General features: G+C 57.8%; 19 protein-coding genes. 11 read left to right on the top strand and 8 right to left on the bottom strand.

Translation table 11 applies throughout. The features are described from left to right. Positions 1-82 precede the first annotated feature (82 nt). Both COMA2_RS03775 and COMA2_RS03770 read left to right on the top strand, forming a co-directional pair. Positions 83-721 carry a GDSL-type esterase/lipase family protein gene (locus COMA2_RS03775; protein WP_090894802.1) on the top strand — a complete coding sequence of 213 codons (639 nt, stop codon included), beginning with the start codon at positions 83-85 and terminating at the stop codon, positions 719-721. Continuing rightward, positions 718-1,050: a thioredoxin family protein gene (locus COMA2_RS03770; RefSeq protein WP_090894800.1), complete on the top strand. Its 333-nt coding sequence runs from the start codon at positions 718-720 to the stop codon at positions 1,048-1,050. Before COMA2_RS03775 ends, COMA2_RS03770 begins: the two co-directional genes overlap by 4 nt. Before the next feature lie 16 nt (positions 1,051-1,066). Here the strand turns inward: COMA2_RS03770 and zwf are convergent, their stop codons facing one another. From zwf to ltaE, 4 genes are all read right to left on the bottom strand, one after another. Next, the gene (zwf, locus tag COMA2_RS03765) at positions 1,067-2,614 is read right to left on the bottom strand and encodes a glucose-6-phosphate dehydrogenase (protein ID WP_175304373.1); all 1,548 of its coding nucleotides are present in this window, start codon (positions 2,612-2,614) and stop codon (positions 1,067-1,069) included. A gap of 78 nt (positions 2,615-2,692) precedes the next feature. Next, complete coding sequence (gene gnd / locus COMA2_RS03760) at positions 2,693-3,586, bottom strand: phosphogluconate dehydrogenase (NAD(+)-dependent, decarboxylating) (protein WP_090894798.1); 894 nt, start codon at positions 3,584-3,586, stop codon at positions 2,693-2,695. A 137-nt stretch (positions 3,587-3,723) separates the two neighbouring features. After that, entirely contained in the window at positions 3,724-4,509 is a 786-nt protein-coding gene (locus tag COMA2_RS03755; RefSeq protein ID WP_139077023.1) for a hypothetical protein, read from the bottom strand. Positions 4,510-4,667: 158 nt separating this feature from the next. After that, positions 4,668-5,699: a low-specificity L-threonine aldolase gene (gene ltaE / locus COMA2_RS03750; RefSeq protein WP_090894978.1), complete on the bottom strand. Its 1,032-nt coding sequence runs from the start codon at positions 5,697-5,699 to the stop codon at positions 4,668-4,670. 90 nt (positions 5,700-5,789) lie between these two features. Here ltaE and COMA2_RS03745 point away from each other — a divergent pair, with 90 nt between their 5' ends. After that, on the top strand, positions 5,790-7,088 hold the full coding sequence (locus COMA2_RS03745; protein ID WP_090894794.1) for an NTP/NDP exchange transporter: 1,299 nt from the start codon (positions 5,790-5,792) through the stop codon (positions 7,086-7,088). Between the two features lie 75 nt (positions 7,089-7,163). Here COMA2_RS03745 and COMA2_RS03740 read toward each other — a convergent pair whose 3' ends face one another. From COMA2_RS03740 to COMA2_RS03725, 4 genes are all read right to left on the bottom strand, one after another. After that, on the bottom strand, positions 7,164-7,964 hold the full coding sequence (locus tag COMA2_RS03740) for a hypothetical protein (RefSeq protein WP_090894792.1): 801 nt from the start codon (positions 7,962-7,964) through the stop codon (positions 7,164-7,166). Between the two features lie 129 nt (positions 7,965-8,093). Then, on the bottom strand, positions 8,094-9,302 hold the full coding sequence (locus COMA2_RS03735) for a hypothetical protein (RefSeq protein ID WP_090894790.1): 1,209 nt from the start codon (positions 9,300-9,302) through the stop codon (positions 8,094-8,096). Continuing rightward, the gene (locus COMA2_RS03730; protein ID WP_090894788.1) at positions 9,286-9,513 is read right to left on the bottom strand and encodes a hypothetical protein; all 228 of its coding nucleotides are present in this window, start codon (positions 9,511-9,513) and stop codon (positions 9,286-9,288) included. The genes COMA2_RS03735 and COMA2_RS03730 overlap by 17 nt, the downstream gene beginning before the upstream one ends. A gap of 346 nt (positions 9,514-9,859) precedes the next feature. Continuing rightward, positions 9,860-10,690, bottom strand: a complete 831-nt coding sequence (locus tag COMA2_RS03725; RefSeq protein WP_090894786.1) for a hypothetical protein — start codon at positions 10,688-10,690, stop codon at positions 9,860-9,862. Between the two features lie 234 nt (positions 10,691-10,924). On the opposite strand from COMA2_RS03725, the gene COMA2_RS03720 reads away from it, so the two are divergent. From COMA2_RS03720 to COMA2_RS03680, 8 genes are all read left to right on the top strand, one after another. After that, the gene (locus tag COMA2_RS03720) at positions 10,925-12,292 is read left to right on the top strand and encodes a glutamate-5-semialdehyde dehydrogenase (RefSeq protein ID WP_090894784.1); all 1,368 of its coding nucleotides are present in this window, start codon (positions 10,925-10,927) and stop codon (positions 12,290-12,292) included. Positions 12,293-12,326: 34 nt separating this feature from the next. Beyond that, positions 12,327-13,520: a class I SAM-dependent methyltransferase gene (locus COMA2_RS03715; RefSeq protein WP_090894781.1), complete on the top strand. Its 1,194-nt coding sequence runs from the start codon at positions 12,327-12,329 to the stop codon at positions 13,518-13,520. 202 nt (positions 13,521-13,722) lie between these two features. Beyond that, a complete protein-coding gene (locus tag COMA2_RS03710; RefSeq protein ID WP_090894779.1) occupies positions 13,723-14,352 on the top strand; it encodes a hypothetical protein in 630 nt (209 codons plus the stop codon). Positions 14,353-14,382: 30 nt separating this feature from the next. After that, a complete protein-coding gene (locus COMA2_RS03705; protein ID WP_090894777.1) occupies positions 14,383-15,093 on the top strand; it encodes a hypothetical protein in 711 nt (236 codons plus the stop codon). Positions 15,094-15,103: 10 nt separating this feature from the next. Next, positions 15,104-15,622, top strand: a complete 519-nt coding sequence (locus tag COMA2_RS03700) for a hypothetical protein (RefSeq protein WP_090894775.1) — start codon at positions 15,104-15,106, stop codon at positions 15,620-15,622. 4 nt (positions 15,623-15,626) lie between these two features. Further along, a complete protein-coding gene (locus COMA2_RS03695; protein WP_090894773.1) occupies positions 15,627-16,415 on the top strand; it encodes a hypothetical protein in 789 nt (262 codons plus the stop codon). Continuing rightward, the gene (locus COMA2_RS03690) at positions 16,412-17,407 is read left to right on the top strand and encodes a hypothetical protein (RefSeq protein ID WP_090894771.1); all 996 of its coding nucleotides are present in this window, start codon (positions 16,412-16,414) and stop codon (positions 17,405-17,407) included. Before COMA2_RS03695 ends, COMA2_RS03690 begins: the two co-directional genes overlap by 4 nt. A gap of 2,080 nt (positions 17,408-19,487) precedes the next feature. Further along, a partial coding sequence (locus COMA2_RS03680; RefSeq protein WP_090894767.1) for an ATP-binding cassette domain-containing protein occupies positions 19,488-21,037 on the top strand: 1,550 nt, incomplete at its 3' end.

The raw sequence follows: 21,037 nt of genomic DNA, 5'->3' as shown, positions 1-21,037 counted from the left end.
GACAGCCCTTTCCGTTTCGGATACGTGCGTGATTCAATGGCTTGTGTGTCATAGGAGGCATCGTTAGAATGCAAACCGCACTATGAGTGGACCTCCTCTTGTGATCTGTTTCGGCGATAGTCTGACGGCAGGCTTTCAAGCGCCGACAAGGGACAACCAGACCGGGCGGGAGACTCCGTACGGCCAGTTCCTTCAGTCCTATGTGGGCGATGCGGCGCAGGTTCGTATCTCCGGGATCTGCGGTGAGCTGACAGGCGAAATGGTCATGCGATTCCGGCGCGATGTGCTCGATCATCGACCGAGGTATGTCCCGATTCTGGGCGGCACGAACGATTTGGGATGGAATAAGTCACCGTCTGAAATCATGGGCAATCTGATCACGATGTACGAACAGACCTTGGCGATGGGTGGGGTTCCGATTCCTGTGACGGTGCCTTCGATTCGAGTGGAAGATGCTTCGGACAGCAGAGAGGGGCAGGAGTGGGTTGCCGAGCATCTGGTTCGGCGAAACCGATTGAACCAGCGTATCCAAGATTACGCTGGTTCCAAAGGCCTGGCTTATGTCGATCTTTTCGTAGTCACTGCGGATCCGGAGAGCGGTCAACTGGCGGCGAACTATTCGAACGACGGGATCCATCTGACCACCGCCGGGTATCGGGTGTTTGCCCAGCAAGTTGCACACATCCTGAAACCGCTGTTGGTACGCGACAGACACTCATGAGTTCCTTGCTCCAAGCCGTCACTGATCGAGACTTCGACCGGGTAATCGAGGCAAGCGCTGTCCCTGTCTTGGTGGAATTCTGGAAGCCGGGCTGCGGCCATTGTCGAGCTTTAATGAACGAATTGGAACAGTTGCGGCAGGAATCGTGCGGGCGGGTACTTATTCTGACAATGAATGTCGACGAAAATTTTCAAATTCCCGCCGAACTGGAAGTTTCGTCGCTCCCTGCGCTGGCATTGTATCGCAATGGCGAATTTGTGAAATTTATCGGAGGGCTGGGAACGCGGGAGGAGATTGCGAAACAAATACAGGTTACGTTTGATCGGTGATCGGTCTTCGCGCAAATCAATCTAATACCCGCCAGGCGCGGCCGTCGTTTTGGATTAACCGATCCGCTTCCACCGGGCCCCATGTGCCGGCTTGGTATTCCGGGAGCCACCGTTGCCCCGACTTGTCCCAGGCTTCGAGAATCTGGGTGATCCAGGCCCAGGATGCTTCCACGGCATCGCGCCGCATGAAGCGGGACGCATCGCCCGCCATGACGTCGAGCAAGAGACGTTCGTAGGCCTCCGGAGAGGGTCGACCGAACACTTCCCCGTAGTGGAAGTCCATTTCAACCGGATGGGTCTGGGCACGGGTCCCCGGTACCCGCGAGATGATGCGGAGTGAAAGCCCCTCTTCCGGTTGAATCTTTAACGCCAACACGTTCGGCGCTTGAGGACTTTGCCCGCCGGCATTGAAGAGGATCTGTGGAATCTCTTTGAATTGGACGGCGACTTCGCTGGCCCGCAGCGGCAAGGCTTTCCCCGTGCGCAAATAGAACGGAACTCCGGACCATCGCCAATTCTCGACAAAACATTTCACTGCCACATACGTCTCAGTGGTGGAGTTGGGCTTCACGCCTTTTTCTCGACGATAGCCGGGAACCGGCGTGCCATGGGCTGTCCCTTCCGTGTATTGGGCTCGGACTGTAAACTTTTCCACATCTTTTGCCGTGATGGGTCTCAAGCATCGAAGAACTTCCATTTTGGCGTTTCGCACCACGTCCGGGTCGAGCGAGTAGGGCGGCTCCATGGCGACCAGGCAGAGCAATTGAAGCAAATGGTTCTGGATCATGTCACGAAGTGCGCCGGCTTCTTCATAGTAAGTTGCTCGCGTGCCGACGCCTTCCGCTTCGCTGACCGTGATCTGGACGTGGTCGACATATTTATGATTCCAGATCGGCTCAAAAATGCTGTTGGCGAAGCGCACGACCATGAGATTCTGAACGGTCTCTTTCCCGAGATAATGATCGATCCTGAAGATTTGCGATTCGTCGAAGACACGACCGGTGACCTCGTTGATGGCCTGGGCCGAGGTGAGATCGCGCCCAACCGGTTTTTCGACGATGATACGCGTATAAGGCGCGCGAGTCCCAGGAGTTCCCGCCAGTCCGGAACGGGACAGCCCTTCGCAGACGTCGGTGAAGGAGCTGGGGGGGATGCTGAGATAGAAAATGCGATTTCCCGGCAGTTGGAACTTCCGCTCGAGTTCCTCGGCCCGTTCTTTTAGTTGCGCATAGGTCTGCGCGTCGTCGTTCCCTCCCGCCAAGTAAAACAGGTGTTGGGAAAAGGCGTTCCACGTATCTTCGATGAGGGCCTGGCGGGAATGTTTGACGACGCCATCGCGGACGCTGGTTCGGAACTCTTCATCGCTCATGGGGGTTCGGCCCAAGCCGATCACGACGTAGTTCGACGGGAGTAACCCGTCGAGGAGGAGGTTGTAGACTGCGGGAATCAGTCGACGGCGAGCCAAGTCGCCTGATCCACCGAAAATAATCAGCGTACAGGGCTCCACCGGAGCCAGCGGTTCCTGCGCGGGGTGGATATCGATTCGCGGACTTGTTGGGGCCATCAGGGTCTCCTCCGCAGGATGTTGAAAAAGTCCGCCGGCATCGAAGTAATTACAACAGCGTGTTCATGATGCCGGCAGTTACCGCCGGACCGAGTGGCCACCAAACGCGTTTCGCAGGGCCGCCAGCATCTTTTCGGCAAACGATTCTTCCTGTCGTGAGCGAAACCGCGTAAAAAGCGCCGTCGTGAGGGTGGGGACCGGCACGTCCTTCTCGATGGCATCGGCGATCATCCATCGACCTTCGCCGGAATCTTGCACGTACCCCTTCAGTTTTTCCAGCTTTTGATCGTCCTTGAGCGCGCTTGCGGCCAGTTCCAACAACCAGGACCGGACGACACTCCCGTGCATCCAGAGATCGGCCACGCGCGCCAAGTCCAGCTTGTATTCGCTTTTCGACATCAGCTCAAACCCTTCGGCGTAGCCTTGCATCATGCTGTACTCGATGCCGTTGTGCACCATCTTCACATAGTGCCCGGCACCGGCCGCGCCGACGTGGGCCCAGCCGTTTTCCGGCGCCAGGGTCTTGAACACCGGTTCAAGCCGTTTGACGGCTGTGTCTTCTCCGCCGACCATGAGACAATAACCGACTTTCAGCCCCCAGATCCCTCCGCTGGTTCCCGCATCGACATAGTGGATGCCTTTTTTCTTCAACTCGGCGGCCCGCCTCACATCGTCGTGAAACTTGGTGTTTCCACCGTCCACGATGGTGTCGTCGGGGCGCAACAATGCAGCCACAGTCTGGATGGTTTCTTCGGTCGGGGCTCCGGAAGGCACCATCACCCAGACGGCACGCGGAGCGCTGAGCTTACCGACAAGATCGGCAAGGGATGAAGACCCGATGCAGCCCTGGTTCTCAGCCTGTTTGATCAAGTCATTCGAGCGATCATAGACCACGACACGGTGCTGGTCGCGACGGAGACGCGTTACCATGTTCATCCCCATCTTGCCGAGTCCGATGAATCCCAGTTCCATAAGAGAGCTCCTTGGTTTGTCGCCGGTCACAGCCGATGTGCGTCCGTCGATCGATCTACAGGCAGATGTGGTTCCTCTCACGGCGCACATGAAACACGTTTTCGACGCGGAGGCAGCCGGATGATGCGCTGCTCCGGTCAGTCGATGCGAGCAGGATTCGGGACATCCTTAAAGAGGAGATCGGCAAATTGCCGGCCAAAGTTGAGCCGATCGGTGAGCGTGGTCGCGGTCAGGAATTGCCCGGCCAGATCGGCGAGCGCCGGGTCGCGCGAAAACATGAACCGATGAATATCCACCGGGGCGACCAGCCAAAACCCTCTCAACCGAAAGAACGCCGAGATGCAGTCCTCGTAAAATAGCGTCAATAAGTAGTGGGCTGTTCCAGGTTTATCCACGAGGTCCTGTGTTTTTCCAAGCAAATGATAGCACTCCGCCTTCAGGCGAATCTGTTCGTTGATCGAAGCCGGCGGAGGACCTTGGCGAAAGCGGTGGTGGACCTTCTCGAGCAGTTTCGCGCAGAGGCCGTCATGATCGTAAAGGATTCTAGCTTTTCGAAGTAGGGAGGGGAGCCGGAGCGAGTACGCGAGATCCTCCTCGACGGCGTGGTAGCCATGGTAGCGAATATCCGCCAGACGGTCGCCGACACGGAGGATTTCGTGACTGTCGGCCTCTCCTTTGACGAGGGCGATCACATCGATATCGCTGTGGAGTGTCAGGGCCTTCCGAGCTCCCGATCCGACGAGCAGGATGCCGACGAGGTCACCGCCTCTTCGGCCTTTGACGTGCCGGAGTGCGACTTCCACATTGGCTTCAAATCCGGGAGGAGGCGGCGATTCCGGCTGCTCCGGAGGTTCCGGGACTTCAAGCAGTTCGGCGTTGAGTTCTTCACGCGTGGGAGTGTCGGTGGTGCTGTGTGTGTCCATGACGTATTCTAGTTCCATAGCAATGAATCGTGTATGCAAACCCTCTGAATCGACTGGCGAAGGGTCTGCCTCTCGTTCTCGGTGGTCTTTCACCTCATGCGCCGCGCCCGGCGAAAGACCTGGTCGCTTCGGCATTCTATGGATGGAGGAATATGGTGTCAACGTTTGAGGACGTTGGCAAAGACGGCCACGGCTTCGTCGATCTGCTTCTCCGTGATATGCAGATGGGTGACCGCCCGATAGCTCTGTCCTCCAAGAGCGTTGATAAGCACGCCTTGCTCTTTGAACGCGGCCACCAGCTCGGCCGGAGAACGGTGCGCGTCGACGATGTCGAAGACGACGATATTCGTTTCGACGTGCTGGGGCGCAATCAGGATTGCGGAAATGTGTTGGAGCTGGCGAGCCAGTTTTTTGGCATGCTCATGGTCGGTCTTGAGCCGAGCGACCTGCCGTTCCAATGCATAGATGCCGGCGGCGGCCAGGATGCCCGCTTGACGCATCGCTCCTCCATACATTCGGCGAAAGCGGCGCGCGCGATCCATGAGTCGTTGGTCGTTGGAGATCAGCAGCGATCCCACCGGGGCTCCCAGTCCCTTTGAGAGACAGAGGGAGACGGTTTCGAAGTGTTGGGCGTACACCGTCGGTGGCAGGGTGGTGGCGACCACGGCATTGAAGAGTCTGGCCCCGTCGAGGTGCATGGGGATTCCATGTCTCACGGCCAGGGCTCTGATTTTTTCGATCGTGGAAAGCGGATAAATCGTGCCGCCTCCGGCATTGTGGGTGTTCTCGATGCAAATCAGCGCCGTCGTGATGCTGTGCGCATCGGTCGGTCTGATGGCGGCCTCCACCTGCTCGGCCGTCATGATTCCTCGCTCACCGGTCACCCAATGGAGTTGCACGCCGGCCAGTGCCCCGGCCGCGCCCTGTTCATAGCGAACGACATGGCTCTTGCTCTCGACGATAACTTCTTGCCCCGGTTGCGTCTGGGCCCGGATTGCCAGTTGATTGGCCATGGTGCCGGAGGGGACGAAGAGCGCAAACCGCTTGCCGAGCATGGCCGCCGTCATGTCTTGAAGGCGATTGACGGTCGGGTCTTCGCCATACACGTCATCGCCGACTTCGGCGCGCGCCATGGCTTTCCGCATCTCCTCCGTCGGCTTGGTCACCGTGTCGCTCCGAAGATCGATCATCTTTCCCATCTCCCAAGAATTCCGTACGGCCCGCTCATTCTAACAGATCTGCGCTTGCAGGCGTACGCACACCTGCTACACTGCGGGCGCATGGGCGGGCCGGATCAAACAGCACGGACTCGATGGGCGCACTCCCTCGGCGCGAAGCCGGAGGAATTGGTCCCGTTGGCGTGGGCCTTCGTCTATTTTTTCTGTCTCTTGTGCGGGTACTCCATTCTCCGTCCCGTGCGTGACGAAATGGCCATCGAAGGAGGATTGCAACATCTCCCTTGGATGATGACCGCGACATTCCTCACCATGCTCGCCGCCACGCCGTTGTTCGGGTGGCTCTCGGCGCGATGCTCGCGCTACCGGCTGCTGCTGACCGTCTATGCGTTCTTCATCGCGAATCTCTGGGCCTTTTATGTGTTGATGACGAGTCATCTGTACCCGGAGTGGGTGGCCCGCAGTTTTTTTGTCTGGTTGTCGGTGATGAATCTCTTCATTGTGTCGGTCTTCTGGAGTTTCATGGCGGATCTGTTTACGCCGGAGCAGGGCGCGCGGCTGTTCGGTGTGATCGCCGCGGGAGGCAGCAGTGGAGCGTTGCTCGGCCCGCTCTTCACCACGGGCCTCACGTTTATCTTCCCGGTTCCGGTACTGATGTTGGCATCGAGCGGTTTTCTGATGGCCTGCATCGGATGCGTCTATCGATTGGAGCGATGGGGGCGGACGCGGACTGCCGACCATCGGCCACAGCAGGGGGAACCGCTCCGCGGCGGCTTTTTCGCGGGAGTCCGTCTGACCTTCTCGTCGCCCTACTTGCTCGGGATCTGCGGCTATCTGGCGATCCTGACGATGACCGCCACGGTTCTCTATTTTGAGCAGACGCGCTTGGTCGCGGAATATTTCGATCAACCGGAGGCCCGCACGCGGCTCTTTTCTGCGCTGGACTTCACGACCAACCTCTTGACCTGGCTCACGCAGGTGTTCATCACCAGAAGACTCGTCAGCCGGTTTGGTCTGGTGACGGCGTTGCTGTTTCTGCCGGCGATCAGCCTGGTGGGGTTTCTGGGGATCGCCTTCTGGCCGAGTCTCGCGGTCTATGTCGTCTTTTCCGTATTGCGGAGGGTGGGGGAGTACGCCCTGTCCAAACCGGCGCGGGAGGTTCTGTTCACGGTCGTCAGTCGCGAAGAAAAATATAAGGCCAAGAACTTCATCGATACGGCCATTTCGCGTGGTGGTGACGCATCGACAGCCTGGCTCGTAACGGCGGTGAAGGCTCTGGGCGCCACGCCCACTCACATTGCTTGGGTATTGGTTCCCGTGATGGGGGTGTGGGCCTGGCTGGCCACGGCATTGGCCCGCCAATTGAATGAAGAGCGCCAGTGTAAAGGAAGGAAGCCCTCTTGAGAGAGAAACCTCCTGAGGACGAGCGGCCTCGATCAGCCGTTACGAGCCGTCTGGAGTATGACGCGTTTCTCAGCGCTAATCTCGGATTCCAAACGCGCCGATTCCGTAGGGGGCTGCGCCTGACCTGGCCCCGCTTATCCTGACCTCCGACACATCACGGATCCAATCACGGGTATTCCAGATGGTTCCTGCGCCGAGCTCAGGCCAGAACCACCAGGTTCCATCGCGTTTCCGGAACCAGAGTTGAATCGATCGGTCCGGCAGCACCCAAACCGACTCCATGTCAAAATACCTGGGTGTATGTGAGGCGGCGTTCCCGACCCAGATTTTGATCCAGTGATCCGACAGATGTGAATGAAGGACTCTCTGTTCGAAGACCCACGGTATGCTGGTACATCTCCCATCGATCCGTCTCCCGAACGCGGGGCCAAGGGCGTCTCCTGGATCAAAAATAATACATATTCCGCCTGTTTCAAAACTCAAGTGGAAATGTCCCCAGATGACAGGATCCACATTGACGTCATGCGTCGTGCATCGTTGCCGATAGGTCCAACAATCGCTATGACGGGAGGGATCGCAAAATTCCAGTTCTCCGGAAGACGATCTGCCGGTTGTCCATGCGAAACTGTCCCTGGCAAACAGACGAATTTGTGCCAAGGCGGATGGATCGTCGAACGTCACGGTGCATTGCTCGGGGCTGCTTCCTGTGCGCGCTTGAATGATATTGGGAGTGGCGCTCTCCTTTTCTCGCTCGGCAGCCTGCTCCGATGTGGCTTGTCTCGGAGGATCAAGATGGGCGCAGGCCCCCAATGTGAGCGTGAAAAGAGCACAGAGGACCATTGAGATCCGCATCTTCCCTCGTGATCGAGACCGCATCGCGTTCTCCCTTCTTCGAGTCAGACCTGTGTGAAGCCGACTTCTGAGGCGCAAAAGCCGATGGCACTCCGAGACGAAGGTATGCTCGCACCCAGACTGTTCGTACCATACGGCGATTCTCAACCATGCCTACCTTGCTCGGACCGTCACGGTCGCCGTGTAGTTCGGCGGCCCGCCGGGATCGCCGATGCCACTTACCGCGCGCTCACAGTCTGATCCCCTACTAGGGGCTGAAAGCGTGAATGTGCGGCCGGATTGCCATTCCTCGGGAGTCACAAGTCGATCGGCATTCCCGACGTAATCATCGTTCCCGGAGATTTCCCAAAACTCCTCTTCGTTGTGACACAGTGTCGACCCCAGTCCGGTGGGACTCAACCCGTCTCGATCCACTGTGGAGAACAGTGAGAACGGAAAGAGCAAGGCCCAGGACAATTGACCGTTGGCATCGCAGTCCATGGCCTCGATCACAAACCGGATGCTGTTGGTCACCGGAACGGACGATAAGGTGATCGAGGTCCCGATCGAGAGTGTTTCTCCCGTACTCACATTCCGTGCGTTTCCACTGCTCGGGAATCTGGCACGCTGGATATGGCTCGGATTTCCTGGATTGACGGCCGCGATTCCAATGAACCAATCGCCGGGGCTGATGTCATCACAGTCATCATGCACAACCACTCGGTCCAATGTGAACGTCATGTCTCGCAGCGCAGCAGGCGGTGGCTGGGATGCGGGCTCCATCCCGAGGGGTGGGAACACGTAGCTTTCGAGCTGCGGATCTGAATAGTCCGGTTCACGCCATTCTCCGGCTGCGCCACGCCAGGCCGGCATGGTCGTCGTATGGTTATCCTTTCGCGAGGGACTCCACCAGCGAATCAAGGGAACCGTTCCCTCAGGCTGTGGAAGGCTCGGATCATAAATGTAGTCGAGAAGAACCGGAGCCGAATAGTCGGGGGAAAATGGCGCATCTTCGGCCCGACCAGGGCCTCTCCAGATCGCCGTGTAGCTATCGGTTCTTGATGGACTGAATCGTTCGTGCAGCGGCACCGTGCCGGCAGGCGGCGGTGTCTTTGAGTCAGGAGAGAAGATGTAACCTTGAAGAGTGCTGTCGGCATACGTGCCCAGAAAATCTCTCGGCCTGCCGGAAATGCTCGCTGCAAACGCGGGCACCAAACTGACTGTCATATTGTCGTGAAACTCTGCGGACCAGAGTCGCAAAAGTGAGACAGTGCCGGGCGGTCCGTCTTGAGCCAGCCCCGCGTCCTGAATGGAAACCAGCAACATGCACCATCCGATCAGAAGGATGAACGCCGCATGAGTCAGGCTATGTGTACGTGCCATAAGCCACCTCCCGGTTGAGAGCGTGATTCATGCCGCCGGCACCGAGCGTCGTCGCTACATTGGCTGTTACAACCGCGGTCACGCGGCAGGTTCGGCACAGCCGGCGATCGATGCCATGGTGCTGCTTGGATTTTTTCAGGAGATGGGAGGGAGTCGGTGACCCGTCGGAATAGATTCCGATCAAGTCGAGCAATGGAAGCTCAGTCCCCATGGCTTGAGTTCATCGCGATCGGGTTCGATCACATCCTCTGGCTCTCACCGATACCGGCAGCCGAGGCACATAAGCATACGCCCCTAAGCTGGTATTGACAATAGGGCTTCAACGCTCATCTCTATTTGCTCGAGGAAAATTGCTGATTACGGCGCGAAGAGCCGATCGATTGTTAAGGATTGGCGTGAATGGGCGATGTGAGGCGGGAATAAAGTAAGCACTGTCAGCGTGTATCTCACGAAAGCCTTTCGTCGGTGTTCTCTCCCTTGCGGTAAAAGCTCATCGCATCCTCGAAGTGTCGGCTTTGCCGGATAGTATTCGCAATCACCGGCGGAGATAGGCAAACCTAGTCCCGAACGACGATCGAACCGATCACGTAGGAACTGGCTCGTCCCGCCTTGGTGCCTCGGATCCGAACTTCGGATACATCGCGCGCATGCTCACGGATATTCCAGGTGTTGCCGGCCTTCAGCTCCGGCCAGAACCACCAGGTTCCATCGCGTTTCCGGAACCAGAGTTGAATTGAGGTGTCCGGCAACACCGAAATCGATTCCATGTCGAAAGACGTCGGCGCGCGACTCTCGGGATTGCTGACCCAAATTTTGACCCACTGATTCTGATCGTGCGAGGACAAGACGCGGGGAGTTTTCGCCCAATCGACCTCGGTGCATTTAAAGTCCACGAGTTTGCCGAATCCACGGCCGAGCCCGTCCCCAGGATCCGGAAGGGTATAGCACTCGATCCCCGTTTCCATGCTCAGGTGGAAATGTGTGAGGCCGATCGTGTCGATATTGACGTCATGCTTGGAACAGCGCTGGCGATAGGTCCAGCAGTCGCTATGTTTGGACGGATCACACATCTGCAAGGGGCCGAATCCGATGCGGCTCGTCCTGTAGGCCAGGGTTGATCTTGCCTGGGAATAGATATGTTCCAGCGCGCTCTCATCGTCGAAATTGACCAGGCATTGTTGAGGGCTGCTGCCGTTGGGACGGGTTTGTACGACCTTGGGAGGTTGGTTTTCCCGTTCTCGTTCGGTTATTTGCTCGGGTGTGGCCTGCGTGGGGGGACCGAGAGGGCCCACCGGTTTCATTTGAGCACAGGCCCCCAGTACTGCCGCTAAGAACACAAAGAGAGCCACTCTGAAACCATGTCTCTTCACTTGAACTAGTGAGCGCATCGCAGTTCCTTTCTCTTGCGCCAACGCGAGCCGGCACGCCAACTTCTTATTCGCCATCATACGGTGTAGTTAATTATAGCAGCGTAAAACGTGAGGCTTTCAGGTCATTTACTCATGAAAAAAACGCGTGGTATAGTCACGCGCCCTGGAGGTCTTACTGTGTGCTATTGTCTCAGGGGGATGGAGTGATTGCAATGACTCATCTGACGCCGTGTTTCGTGGAAAAGAATGCCGATGGCGACTGAAGTTCCGATCAGATTATATCTCGATAAGTTATTGAAAGAGTGCCGGAACGTATCGGTCGATCTGGCGCTGCTTCCCGGTCCCGTGAAGTCGAAGGCGCTGCATGCTGTTGCCGATCGACTCGCTGCAGACGAAGACGGCATTCTCGCGGAAAACGGCAAAGATGTCGAGGCCGTGGGAAAGTCTTTCGAGAATGCGGACATGAAAGATCGGATGAAGGCTGCCGTGGCTCGCGTCCGCCTGACGACTGACCACATGAAAGAGATGGTCGAGCGGCTGCATGGCATCGCCGATCTGCCGGACCCCGTCGGCGCCGTGACATCGCGGCAGGAACGTCCGGATGGACTGCAGGTCTCCAGGGTGAGGGTGCCGATCGGGGTGATCGGCGTGATCTCCGAACGGAGTCCTCTCGTTACCGTGGAATCGATCGCGCTCTGTCTGAAGGCGGGCAATCTCTGCATCTTTCGCGGGGCGCCGGAATGGAAGTTGACGCATCAGGCGATTGATGCGCGATTTCGTGAGGCGGCAACGGAGCATGGCGTGCCTCCTGGGGCCTGGGTGCTCATCGATCGCCAAGAGAAGGAAGTCGCGCTCGACCTGATTCGATCGGCCAGAACCCTCGATGCGCTCATCGTGCGTGGCGGCGCCGGCTTGCGCAAAACGGTGGCGGAGCAAGCTAAAGTCCCGGTGCTCTGCGATGACGGGGGTCTCACGCAGTTGTATATCGATGAAGACCCGGATATTTCGGTCGCGCAAAATCTGGTCATCAACTCGAAGGTGCAGCGGGCGGGAGCCTCCAACGCGCTGGATACCTTACTGGTGCAGCAGCTCGTGAGCCGGCAGTTCTTACCTCCGTTGATCAACCGCCTACTGGATGAATTCAAGGTCGAAGTGCATGCGTGTCCGAAGACGGTCGCGCTCATGGGGCAAATGGCGATGACGGGCCATACCGCGATTATTCCGGCGACGGATGCGGATTGGCATACGCAGTTCGCCGGTCCGACGCTGGCCGTAAAAATGGTCGAAGACCTCGATGAAGCGCTGGCTCATATCAAAGTGCACGGCCCCTGCCTCACCGCCGGGATCGCCACCACGCGCTACGAGTCCGCCTTGCGATTCACCAGGGAAGTCGATGCCGGCGCGGTGCTGGTGAATGTGTCAACCAGGCTTCATGCCGGCGATAGTTTCGGGATGGGGAGCGACGTGGGGCTGAGCGTGGGGAGGCTGCATGCGAAGGGGCCGATCGGGTTGGAACAGTTGACCTGCGAGAAGTATGTGGCCTTTGGGTCGGGACAGCTTCGACGTCCGCATCCTGTGCCGGACGCGTACTTCGATGCCATCATGCTGAAACGGCCGTGATTTCTCGTGAAGCGTCGACCCTTGAGGAACATCCGTGCTGGTTGATGCGAACGACGGGGTACGAGAGGCGCTTCGCGAGCATCTTGCGTGGTGGGGGCTCAGACACTTCACATCCGACCGCGATTACTTCTTGTGGCAGCGGCAGCGGCTCTCCGTCGAAGAACTGAACCGGCTCCGTATCCACGCCGAACGAAAGCGCACGGGCAATCATGTGGACGAAACCGCGTTCTATGATCTTGCCGCGCATCCGAAGATCGTTCCGGCTCTCTATAGCCAGCGGTATGAATATTATGAAGCGATCGGGCTGCGAACGATGGCTCACCTCGGCAAGGCCTGGGACATTCTCGATTTCGGTTGTGGGCCCGGTATCCTGACGACCTTGTACGCCCGTCGTTTCCCCGATGTGAATCTGGTCGGCATCGATCGCTCGGCGTCATCGATTGCGCTCGCACAACAAAAGACGAAGGACCTGGGCCTGCGTAATCTTCGGTTCATCTGCCTGGATATCGAAAGGGAATCTCTTGTAGGTTCCTTCGACATGGTCTTGGCGACGCATGCACTGCTTCAAGCTGAACAGGATCCTGGGATACCCAGCGAGAGTTGGAAGACGTTCGATCGTGGAGACGATCCAGCGCGCCAGACGGCGTTTGAACGGCGGACAGGGTTGGCGATCCGACTTGACAGTCTGTGCCAGGCCCTACGCCCACATGGCCGCATGATCGTGAGTGAGAAAACACGGCAATTGGCCAGGCGAATCCCATTCCAGCGCGCGCTAGCCGGCCGAGGGCTACAACTCGCGCACCCAGCGGATCCGATTCAATACCGATCCATTGAAGAGCCGGTGGAGGATGGGCCTTTTTATGTCTTGAACAAGGGGCATCAGGTCACAGTCGCCTGGGATGAATTGCCGGAGTTGGATGATGGGACTCTCTTCACGCTCAACGCCATGCTGGCGAACTCCATCGATCCCAACGAACCGCTCTACGAGAACCATGGCCCCTCGGCGCAGGTTGTGTGGGAAGAATTGACGGAACGAACGATCATCCATGAATTGACGCGCGAGGAGCCGGACGGCCGACAAGTGCATGTGGAGCTGGGGATCGTGGATGAAACGCACTATCTGTACTGCGCGAATACATTCGATCAACGGCAATTGGTCATGATAGAAGAAGCGCGCGCCACGCTTCTTGAGGCGTACTATCAAGAAATCATACGTGGGCTCACCTAGGAAAGTTACTGAATTGTACTAGGCTCTGTGTACTTGCTCGCCTAACGAGTCCATACTACCGATCATTACTACATAGTTGATGTGCAGGGGTGACAGGAGTCGACTTCTCCGGCACTGCTCCACCCTCGTTATCGAGGTAGTCAGGCGGCACTGGCGTTCGGTGACGGTTTGCTCCAGGCGTGAGTCGGAAGGAGGAATCACCATGAAAGCAGCGCAGGTTCTTGTCGCGCTGAGTCTGGCCTGTCTCGGCTGCGCCACTCCGCCGGAAGTCAAACAAGCCGTGATCGCCAAGGATCAGGCCTATACGGAGAACCAGCGGTTGATGGAACAATACCGAGAGTTGGTGACGAACGTCACCGAACGGCATCACCAGTGGTATCGCCATGTTCAAACCAGGCTCAAGCTCAACTTGGCGTTGCAGTGGGCCACGACGAACCCCAAACTGACCGACGTCGCCGATGCCGAGTTGGCGAAGGACGACGCCGAGCTGCTAGGGGCCGAGGTCATCGCGCTGATCAATGACATTCGTCTCAAGAATCTTCCCGAGCGGAAAGGGCCGGATGGGCAGGTCGTGTTTCAGGCCGGTACGGGAGACATGAGCAATCTCCTTCAGAAGCTTCCTGAACTCACCGGTCGGATCGCGCAGCGCATAGAAAAGGATGCCCAAGCTTCCGCAAATGTGGATCTGACGGCCTTCGATCAGTACGGCAACAACGTGGGCGCGCTTCGCCGAATCAACGCGATCCTTAAGCAGTATCTGGATATTGACGTCACCGTATCCCGTGACGAAGTGCAGTCGCTCGCAGAGGCCGTGCGGACCTTGCGCCGATGATGACTCGCTCCTGAGCAGGAGGAAACCTGTATGATCCGACAGATAGTCAGCGGCCTGAGCATCACGCTCATCGCGATCAGCGTGGTGGGCTGTCATTCGATTCATAGTGAGGCGGTTCGTGACCTGATTCGCATGGAAGGCACGAAGATCGATGCGGCACAGACGAACATCGATCTGTTTCAGAAGGAAACGGAAGACCGCATCAAGTTCTTGGAGAAAGCCCGCAACGAGTTGAACGACGCGTTCACGTCACTGAGGGCGCAGGAAGCGAAGCATCAGTTCGTGCTCTCTTCGTATCGAAACGTCGCCGGCAAGAAAGGCGAGGCCGCGTATGCCGCGGCCTATCTCGTGGGTCAGATGTACGTGGCCGACTATCAGGGCTTGGAAAAGGCGGTGTGGGAACAATTTGAAGAAGACTTCTGCAACCTACGTGACACGGCCAATGCGTTAAACGACTCATGGAAGCGCGCGGCGGCGATCCATGCCCAGTTGAAGCGCCATGCGGAGAAGTCGGGCTTGGCCTCTGTCGATCCGGAGTTTGTGGCTGCCTTGGTGGAGCAGGCTCCAGGCCGATCTGCGCGAATCATGGAGACGTTGAATCATTCCCGAACCGTCAATGATGCGTTGGAGGAAGTGACGGGCTCGCGCATGGTTCGGATGAGGAGCCTGGAACGGGCCCATACCTTTACCGCGGACTTGGTCGACCTTCTAGACCGGTTGAAGAAAGACGACGGGCAATAGAGGAGGCAGCATGGAGACCAGTATGGCTGGGGTCGTGGGCTTTCTGGAAGAGAACGATAGTCTGATCAAGCAGTTGATGGAAACCGCCGAGGGTGCGCATCAGGAAATCACCGATCTCTCGGTTCAGGTGGACCATGCCCGTGAAGAGGCGAAGGCGCTGGTCGATCAGTTGGCAACGGTCGAATTCGAGGTCGGAAGGCAGGATGAAACCAGGGTTCGCCAAAAGGCGCTCCTTGAAGCGGTGGCGGCATTACGGAAGAAATTCGAAACCTACAAGAATGATCCCCTTCGTCGAGGGATTTATGCGGCGGAAATCTCCAACCTGTACGTCCAGCTGGCCAATACCTTTAATAATGAAACCATCGCACAGATCGTTCCTTTCACGAGAGATGAGGTCAAGGCCTACAAAGAGCTTATGAAGGAAGCCATTCTGAATGCGGCCTCTCGAAAAAAGCGGGCTGCCGTCATCAAGGCCGCCGCGCAGATCTCCAGACTTGCATTGGGAATTGCCGGGAAGCTGGCGGTGTAACGCTATGACCTACCCCACGGGGTGGCGGACTCTCTTCCTGTTGACGGTCCTTGGTATCGGCTATGGTTGTAGCCTCGATGCCGGCTCCCGTGGTCCGTTCGGCCCAGAGGATCCCGAGACTCCTGTGCGGAAAACCCAGTTGCCCGAGAAACCCCCTTCTCCGCACATGCTCCAATTTACCGGCGACGACGCCGCTGGTCATCACAAGCCCAAAATGGTCGGGGCTGTTTCGGATGCGGCCGTGAAGCGGTCCACGAATGCCTCGGCTGTGTTGACCGCCAACGAGGTGGCGGCGTTACGGAGCGCGGCCGAACGCGATGCGCGTGTCGCCAAGCTTCTGGGTAGCCGATGGGCGTTTATCGACGCTGATCGTGTGCCGCCCGAAGGCAAGATCTCATTTGGATGTTGCCGCGAGGCGGCCAAGCTAACGAGGCTCGTCTACTACAGCTACAGCCAAAATGTTGCCGTGGACGTCCGGATGAAGGGGGGAAATCTGCTCAGCGTCTCGCCCCTGGAAGGGTATCTTCCTCCGGAAGGACAACAGGATGTCCAACGAGGGATTGAATTGGCCAAGGCCGATCCCCGTCTGGCCGGCAAGGTGGAACAGCTCCAAGGCCACGGATTACTGATGCAACCAGACCGGGGGTTTTTCAGAAACGATCCCGGCTACGCCCACCGCACGATGTGGATTACCTTTTCAAAAGGACAGGACGGAGATCCCAAATATTGGGCGGTCGTCGATCTGACCGAGGAGAAAGTTTTGGATGCGGGTGAGGAGCCGCCTCGCTCGTGAGTGAGAAGACGATGACGCGAATCTGGTGGAGCGGAATACTCCTTGCCTGCGCACTCGCGTACTCCGAGCCGGTTCTTGCCGAGACGCAATCCGAACATGTCGACTGGGGGAAGTGGAGTTTCGACTGGGAAGTCCGGGACAACCAGGGCTTGGCGTTGCGAAACGTGAAGTATGGCGATGAACTGATTCTTGGCAAGGCCAGCATGCCCGTCGTCCGCGTAAAGTATGTGAAAGAGATGGTCTGGTGGAATCCCTTCACGTGGTTTGGCTCGCGGGCTGACAGCGGACGATGCGGCCCGTTTCAGGATCGGCTGAGGTGGCAGGATCTGGTGCCGATCGTCAACTGCGGCGATCGGAAAGTCTGCACGGAAAGCTCAACCCAGAATAATGTGAAGTGGCTCGAGTTGGGAATCTATGCCAGGATCGGGGAATATCATCTCTATCAAGCCTGGCACCTGTCGGATGACGGCGAACTCCGTCCCGTGCTGCATAGTCGGGGCTTGTCGTGCAACACCAACCATGATCATCACCCCTATTGGCGGTTTGATTTCGATATCAACGGGAACGGTATGGATCAGGTCTTCGTCCACGAAGACGGAGGGGCGGATCGAGGGTGGGGACCGGGGTGGCGGAAGTACGGGAATGAACGAAACGACGTCAAGATTCCCGCTCTCCATAAGGTTTGGTTGGTGCGCGATCAGCTGAACGGCCACGGAGTCTGGATTCTGCCCGGTGCCGGATATGTTCCACTGAAGGATGACGGCGAACGAGACAGGTTTGCGGACATCGATGTGGCAATCCGCCGAGCCAATGCAAGCGAAGATGTGCCGTGGAGTTTCGGAGCGCGAGGCCAGTTGGGATACGACGAAGATAATGAGGGAGTGCAGGAGCAAGACATCGTGTTCTGGTACGTCGCTCACTTGCCCCACATGGCTGCGTTGGGCCCATCCAAATGGCTGACCCTTGGCCCCATCTTACGTGTGCAGCGGTAGTATCTGCCGCCTTGCCAACCTCTCACTAGAATAATCGAATAGAAATCAGGCCGCATATTCTGTATCAATTGTTATCTTTTTTGATGGGGGTGGCATAACTCATGCTCTCTTTAAAATTCGGAGGAATTTGAATTATCCTAGTTGACAGTTAAGCTGGAAGAGGTATACAGAAGATAAATAGTTCACTGTCTACACGATTCTCCAGGTGATTCCCAATCAAGGAGGAGGTGAAGATGGAAGACCTTAGTCCACCGGATCACAATGGCCCGCCGAGTCATGGGCGGGCGTCTCGCCAGTTACGTTAGCCGGTTCTCCATTGGCTGTCACATTCCCGTGTAGGGAATACATTATTGAATCAGATGAGCCTGGGTGAGATTCGAGGCTAGCGTAAGCATGTGATCGCTGGCGAGAAAATCGCATTGCTCTTGACGAGTTGCCTCTAAGTCTATTCCTCGCGCGGGTCTTCATCAATACAGACAAGATATGCTAGGCGTCCTAAGCGCCATCTGCGAGGAGCTCCCCGGATGGGGAGCTCCTCGCCGTGGTTTCACCGGGCTTCCCCCTGGGGCGGCAACATGATGTGAGGGGTAGACGACAAGCGTTCGAGGTCTTTGGTTCCAAGGAAAGGAGCTAGTCATGGACACCCTCGTAATGTTTATGGGCGTCATGTTCGCGATTTTTATCGGTGGCTTAGTGGTGTATAAGAAGAGCCAATAAGCCTGCTGTAAGAATACAGACGGCAGGGGTTGGACGTTCACACATCCGTGAGGACGGACGAGGGACAGGCGATGATCTGGAAGTAATCGCTTGTCCTTTGGTGAGGCGATATGTCATGCCCTCGTGATGTGCTAGTGATGTGATGCTAACGTGCCTCGCATTTGCCCGCCAAATGCCCAAAAATGTAAAAGGTCTCATCTCTAAAGTGAGGAACTCACCTCGCCAGATAAGCCGTTTCCTCAAATTGAGCCGCGAGCATCATCTCTTCCTGAGCTGTTGATCAACATCTACATTGGTATTCCTCATGACATCATCACTCATGCCGACTTCGATGCGTGGTGGACTTGTATGTCCACGACTCTAACGTGGCTTGCAAGGCATTCAAGGTCCCATAGATCTCTTTCCGGAACACAACGCGGTAAAACTCGTACGACATCGTCTTGTCGATAGCGGTCTATTAGCCGTTGCAAGTTATAGACTGCTCAAAGTGTGGGTTGGGACCTGCACTTGTTCTTGAATCCCTTGTTCGCTTCATTCATTCGCGGTAACCCTGTCCGCTCTGATGCCGTACGTATCTGTGGGAGACTCATGATGAGGCAACACTGTAGGCTCTAGCCGTCGCATCGGTAACAACCATCATACTTTCATACTTTTGTTGTCCATGGATGAAAACGCGATCCTGTTCTGTAAGGTATTGAAATACATACGCACTATGTCGGTTGCGGCGGGTGGGAACAGGGAAACAGTCGCCACGGTATCCAACTTGCTCAACCAACGTATGGGTGTCGGAGTTACCGAACGTGGGTATGGTCCGCAGTCAGGATGAGATCTATCGCCGCGTGGGGGGTGTGAGTGAATGCCGCTGTTTAGGAACGGAATACTATTCGGTATCATTGTCGGGCTGCTCGTATGCTGCGTCGTTATGCAGATGGTCGGTATTCGGGCCTCCCTATGGGATTCAAGTCATATCGCAGACAACTCTGTAGAAACATCGATTCTTGCCGCAAGCGCTCTGGTTGCCGTCACCGGAGGCGTCAATATTTTCTTCGTTATGAAAGTTGGAAACGGTCTTCGCTCCACTGTCGGTCAACAGGTGTTTCTCGTTTCTATCTTCCACCCTCCCGATTTCCCGTCGCGTGCTTTTTGCCGACAAACGTCTGAGTCTAGTGCAGCATAAGCGCGGTTCTGCACAGGCCTCAGTCGACAGCAAGAGCCGCCATGAGGTGGTTCTCGACTGAATCTGATCGAGTTGAACTGTCCTTGCCGTGGCCGAGCTGAACGGGCGGGCGGCGGCCCTCGCGGACCGGCGGGCCGGGGTCAGTCTCTAACGTCACGCTGGGTCACGCTGAATGGAGACGGAGGCATGGGGCTTCCCCTGACACGACTGCGGCAGCTCTTGACCACCCGGGACCAACGGCGCGCGGCGCTGCTGCTCGGGGCGATGGTGCTGGCCGGCTTCATCGACGTCGCGGGCGTGACCTCGATCTTGCCGTTCATGGCCGTGGTGGCCAACCCGGCCGTGATCGAGACGAATCGCTGGTTGCACACGCTGTTTACCGGGCTGGCATTCGACTCCCCCCAGCGCTTTCTGATCGGTTTGGGGCTGGGGGCGTTGGGGCTCCTGCTCCTCAGTAACGCCGTGTCGCTCGCCACCGCGGCGGCCATCTTGCGGTTTGCGAGCCGGCTGGGGCACCACCTGTCCCGGCGGATCCTCACGAGCTATTTGCGGCAACCCTACGCCTATTTTTTGGACCACAATACCTCACACCTGGTGGTGTCCTGCACGGAGGATGTGGTCCGCGTCACCAACGGCATCGTCGCGCCGACCCTCCAGGCGCTGGCCAAAGGGGTCATCGTCCTCAGCCTCCTGCTGCTGGTGCTGTGGGTCGATCCCTGGTTGGCGCTCTCAGTCGGGCTGGTGCTTGGGACCCTCTACACCGGCGTGTTTCTCGGGGTGCGGCACTTCGTGACCCGCCTGGGCGCGGCCAGTAAACACGCCCACCGCGAACGGGTGCGCCTGGCCACCGAGATGTTGCATGGGATCAAGGAGCTCAAGATTCTGGGCCAAGATCAAGCCTATCCCCAACGGTTTGCGCACTGGTCGGCGGTGTATGCCAGGAATCAGTGGCTCAGCGCCACTGTGACGCTGGTGCCGCGCTACGCGATCGAAAGCCTCGCGTTTGGCTCGATGATCGGGGTGGTGCTCTATCTGCTGGCGACGCACCGAGCGTTCACCGACGCGATGCCGGTGCTGGTCCTCTATGCCTTCACGGCCTACCGGTTGCTGCCGGCCTTTCAGCAGCTCTTCAGTAGCGCCACGCAGATCCGGTTCAATCTGAGCTCCTTGGAGGCGCTGGAAGCGCAGCTGACAGGGTCGGCGCGCGTCCCCGTCCGCGAGGCCCCGCCGCGGGGGCCCGAGGCCCGGCCCCGCGTGACCTTTGAGCGGGAGATTGTCCTCCGGAACATTCGCTTCGCCTACTCCCCGGGGCGCGCGCCGGTGCTCGATCAGTTCACGCTGACGATCCCGCGGAATGCGACGATCGCGTTGGTCGGGAGCACGGGGGCCGGGAAGACCACGATCGTGGATCTCATTCTGGGGCTGATTGCCCCGCAACACGGCTCCCTGCTCGTGGACGGCCTGCCGATCACGGCGGCGAATGTGACGGCCTGGCAGCAACAACTGGGGTATGTGCCGCAGCACATCTATGTCGCCGACGACAGCCTCGCGGCGAATATTGCCTTTGGCGTGCTCCCCGACCAGATCGACATGGAGCGGGTGCGGGAGGCCGCGCGCATCGCCAATCTGGACGAGTTTGTGCGGGAGGAGTTGCCGGACGGGTATGCCACCCGGGTGGGGGAGCGGGGGGTGGCCCTCAGCGGGGGGCAGCGGCAACGCATCGGCATCGCGCGGGC

This window comes from Candidatus Nitrospira nitrificans, from assembly GCF_001458775.1.
GTDB lineage: Bacteria > Nitrospirota > Nitrospiria > Nitrospirales > Nitrospiraceae > Nitrospira_D > Nitrospira_D nitrificans.
Note: the sequence above shows the minus strand (reverse complement) of the source record. Positions and strands in the feature narration are given on the sequence as shown.

Coding starts and splice junctions, on each gene's coding strand:
- COMA2_RS03710 (WP_090894779.1), top strand. CDS start 13,723: ATGAAAGCAGCGCAGGTTCTTGTCGCGCTGAGTCTGGCCTGTCTCGGC.
- COMA2_RS03700 (WP_090894775.1), top strand. CDS start 15,104: ATGGAGACCAGTATGGCTGGGGTCGTGGGCTTTCTGGAAGAGAACGAT.
- gnd (WP_090894798.1), bottom strand. CDS start 3,586: ATGGAACTGGGATTCATCGGACTCGGCAAGATGGGGATGAACATGGTA.
- COMA2_RS03755 (WP_139077023.1), bottom strand. CDS start 4,509: ATGGACACACACAGCACCACCGACACTCCCACGCGTGAAGAACTCAAC.
- COMA2_RS03775 (WP_090894802.1), top strand. CDS start 83: ATGAGTGGACCTCCTCTTGTGATCTGTTTCGGCGATAGTCTGACGGCA.
- COMA2_RS03705 (WP_090894777.1), top strand. CDS start 14,383: ATGATCCGACAGATAGTCAGCGGCCTGAGCATCACGCTCATCGCGATC.
- COMA2_RS03720 (WP_090894784.1), top strand. CDS start 10,925: ATGGCGACTGAAGTTCCGATCAGATTATATCTCGATAAGTTATTGAAA.
- COMA2_RS03770 (WP_090894800.1), top strand. CDS start 718: ATGAGTTCCTTGCTCCAAGCCGTCACTGATCGAGACTTCGACCGGGTA.
- COMA2_RS03695 (WP_090894773.1), top strand. CDS start 15,627: ATGACCTACCCCACGGGGTGGCGGACTCTCTTCCTGTTGACGGTCCTT.
- ltaE (WP_090894978.1), bottom strand. CDS start 5,699: ATGATCGATCTTCGGAGCGACACGGTGACCAAGCCGACGGAGGAGATG.
- COMA2_RS03730 (WP_090894788.1), bottom strand. CDS start 9,513: ATGGGGACTGAGCTTCCATTGCTCGACTTGATCGGAATCTATTCCGAC.
- COMA2_RS03735 (WP_090894790.1), bottom strand. CDS start 9,302: ATGGCACGTACACATAGCCTGACTCATGCGGCGTTCATCCTTCTGATC.
- COMA2_RS03745 (WP_090894794.1), top strand. CDS start 5,790: ATGGGCGGGCCGGATCAAACAGCACGGACTCGATGGGCGCACTCCCTC.
- zwf (WP_175304373.1), bottom strand. CDS start 2,614: ATGGCCCCAACAAGTCCGCGAATCGATATCCACCCCGCGCAGGAACCG.
- COMA2_RS03740 (WP_090894792.1), bottom strand. CDS start 7,964: ATGCGGTCTCGATCACGAGGGAAGATGCGGATCTCAATGGTCCTCTGT.
- COMA2_RS03725 (WP_090894786.1), bottom strand. CDS start 10,690: ATGCGCTCACTAGTTCAAGTGAAGAGACATGGTTTCAGAGTGGCTCTC.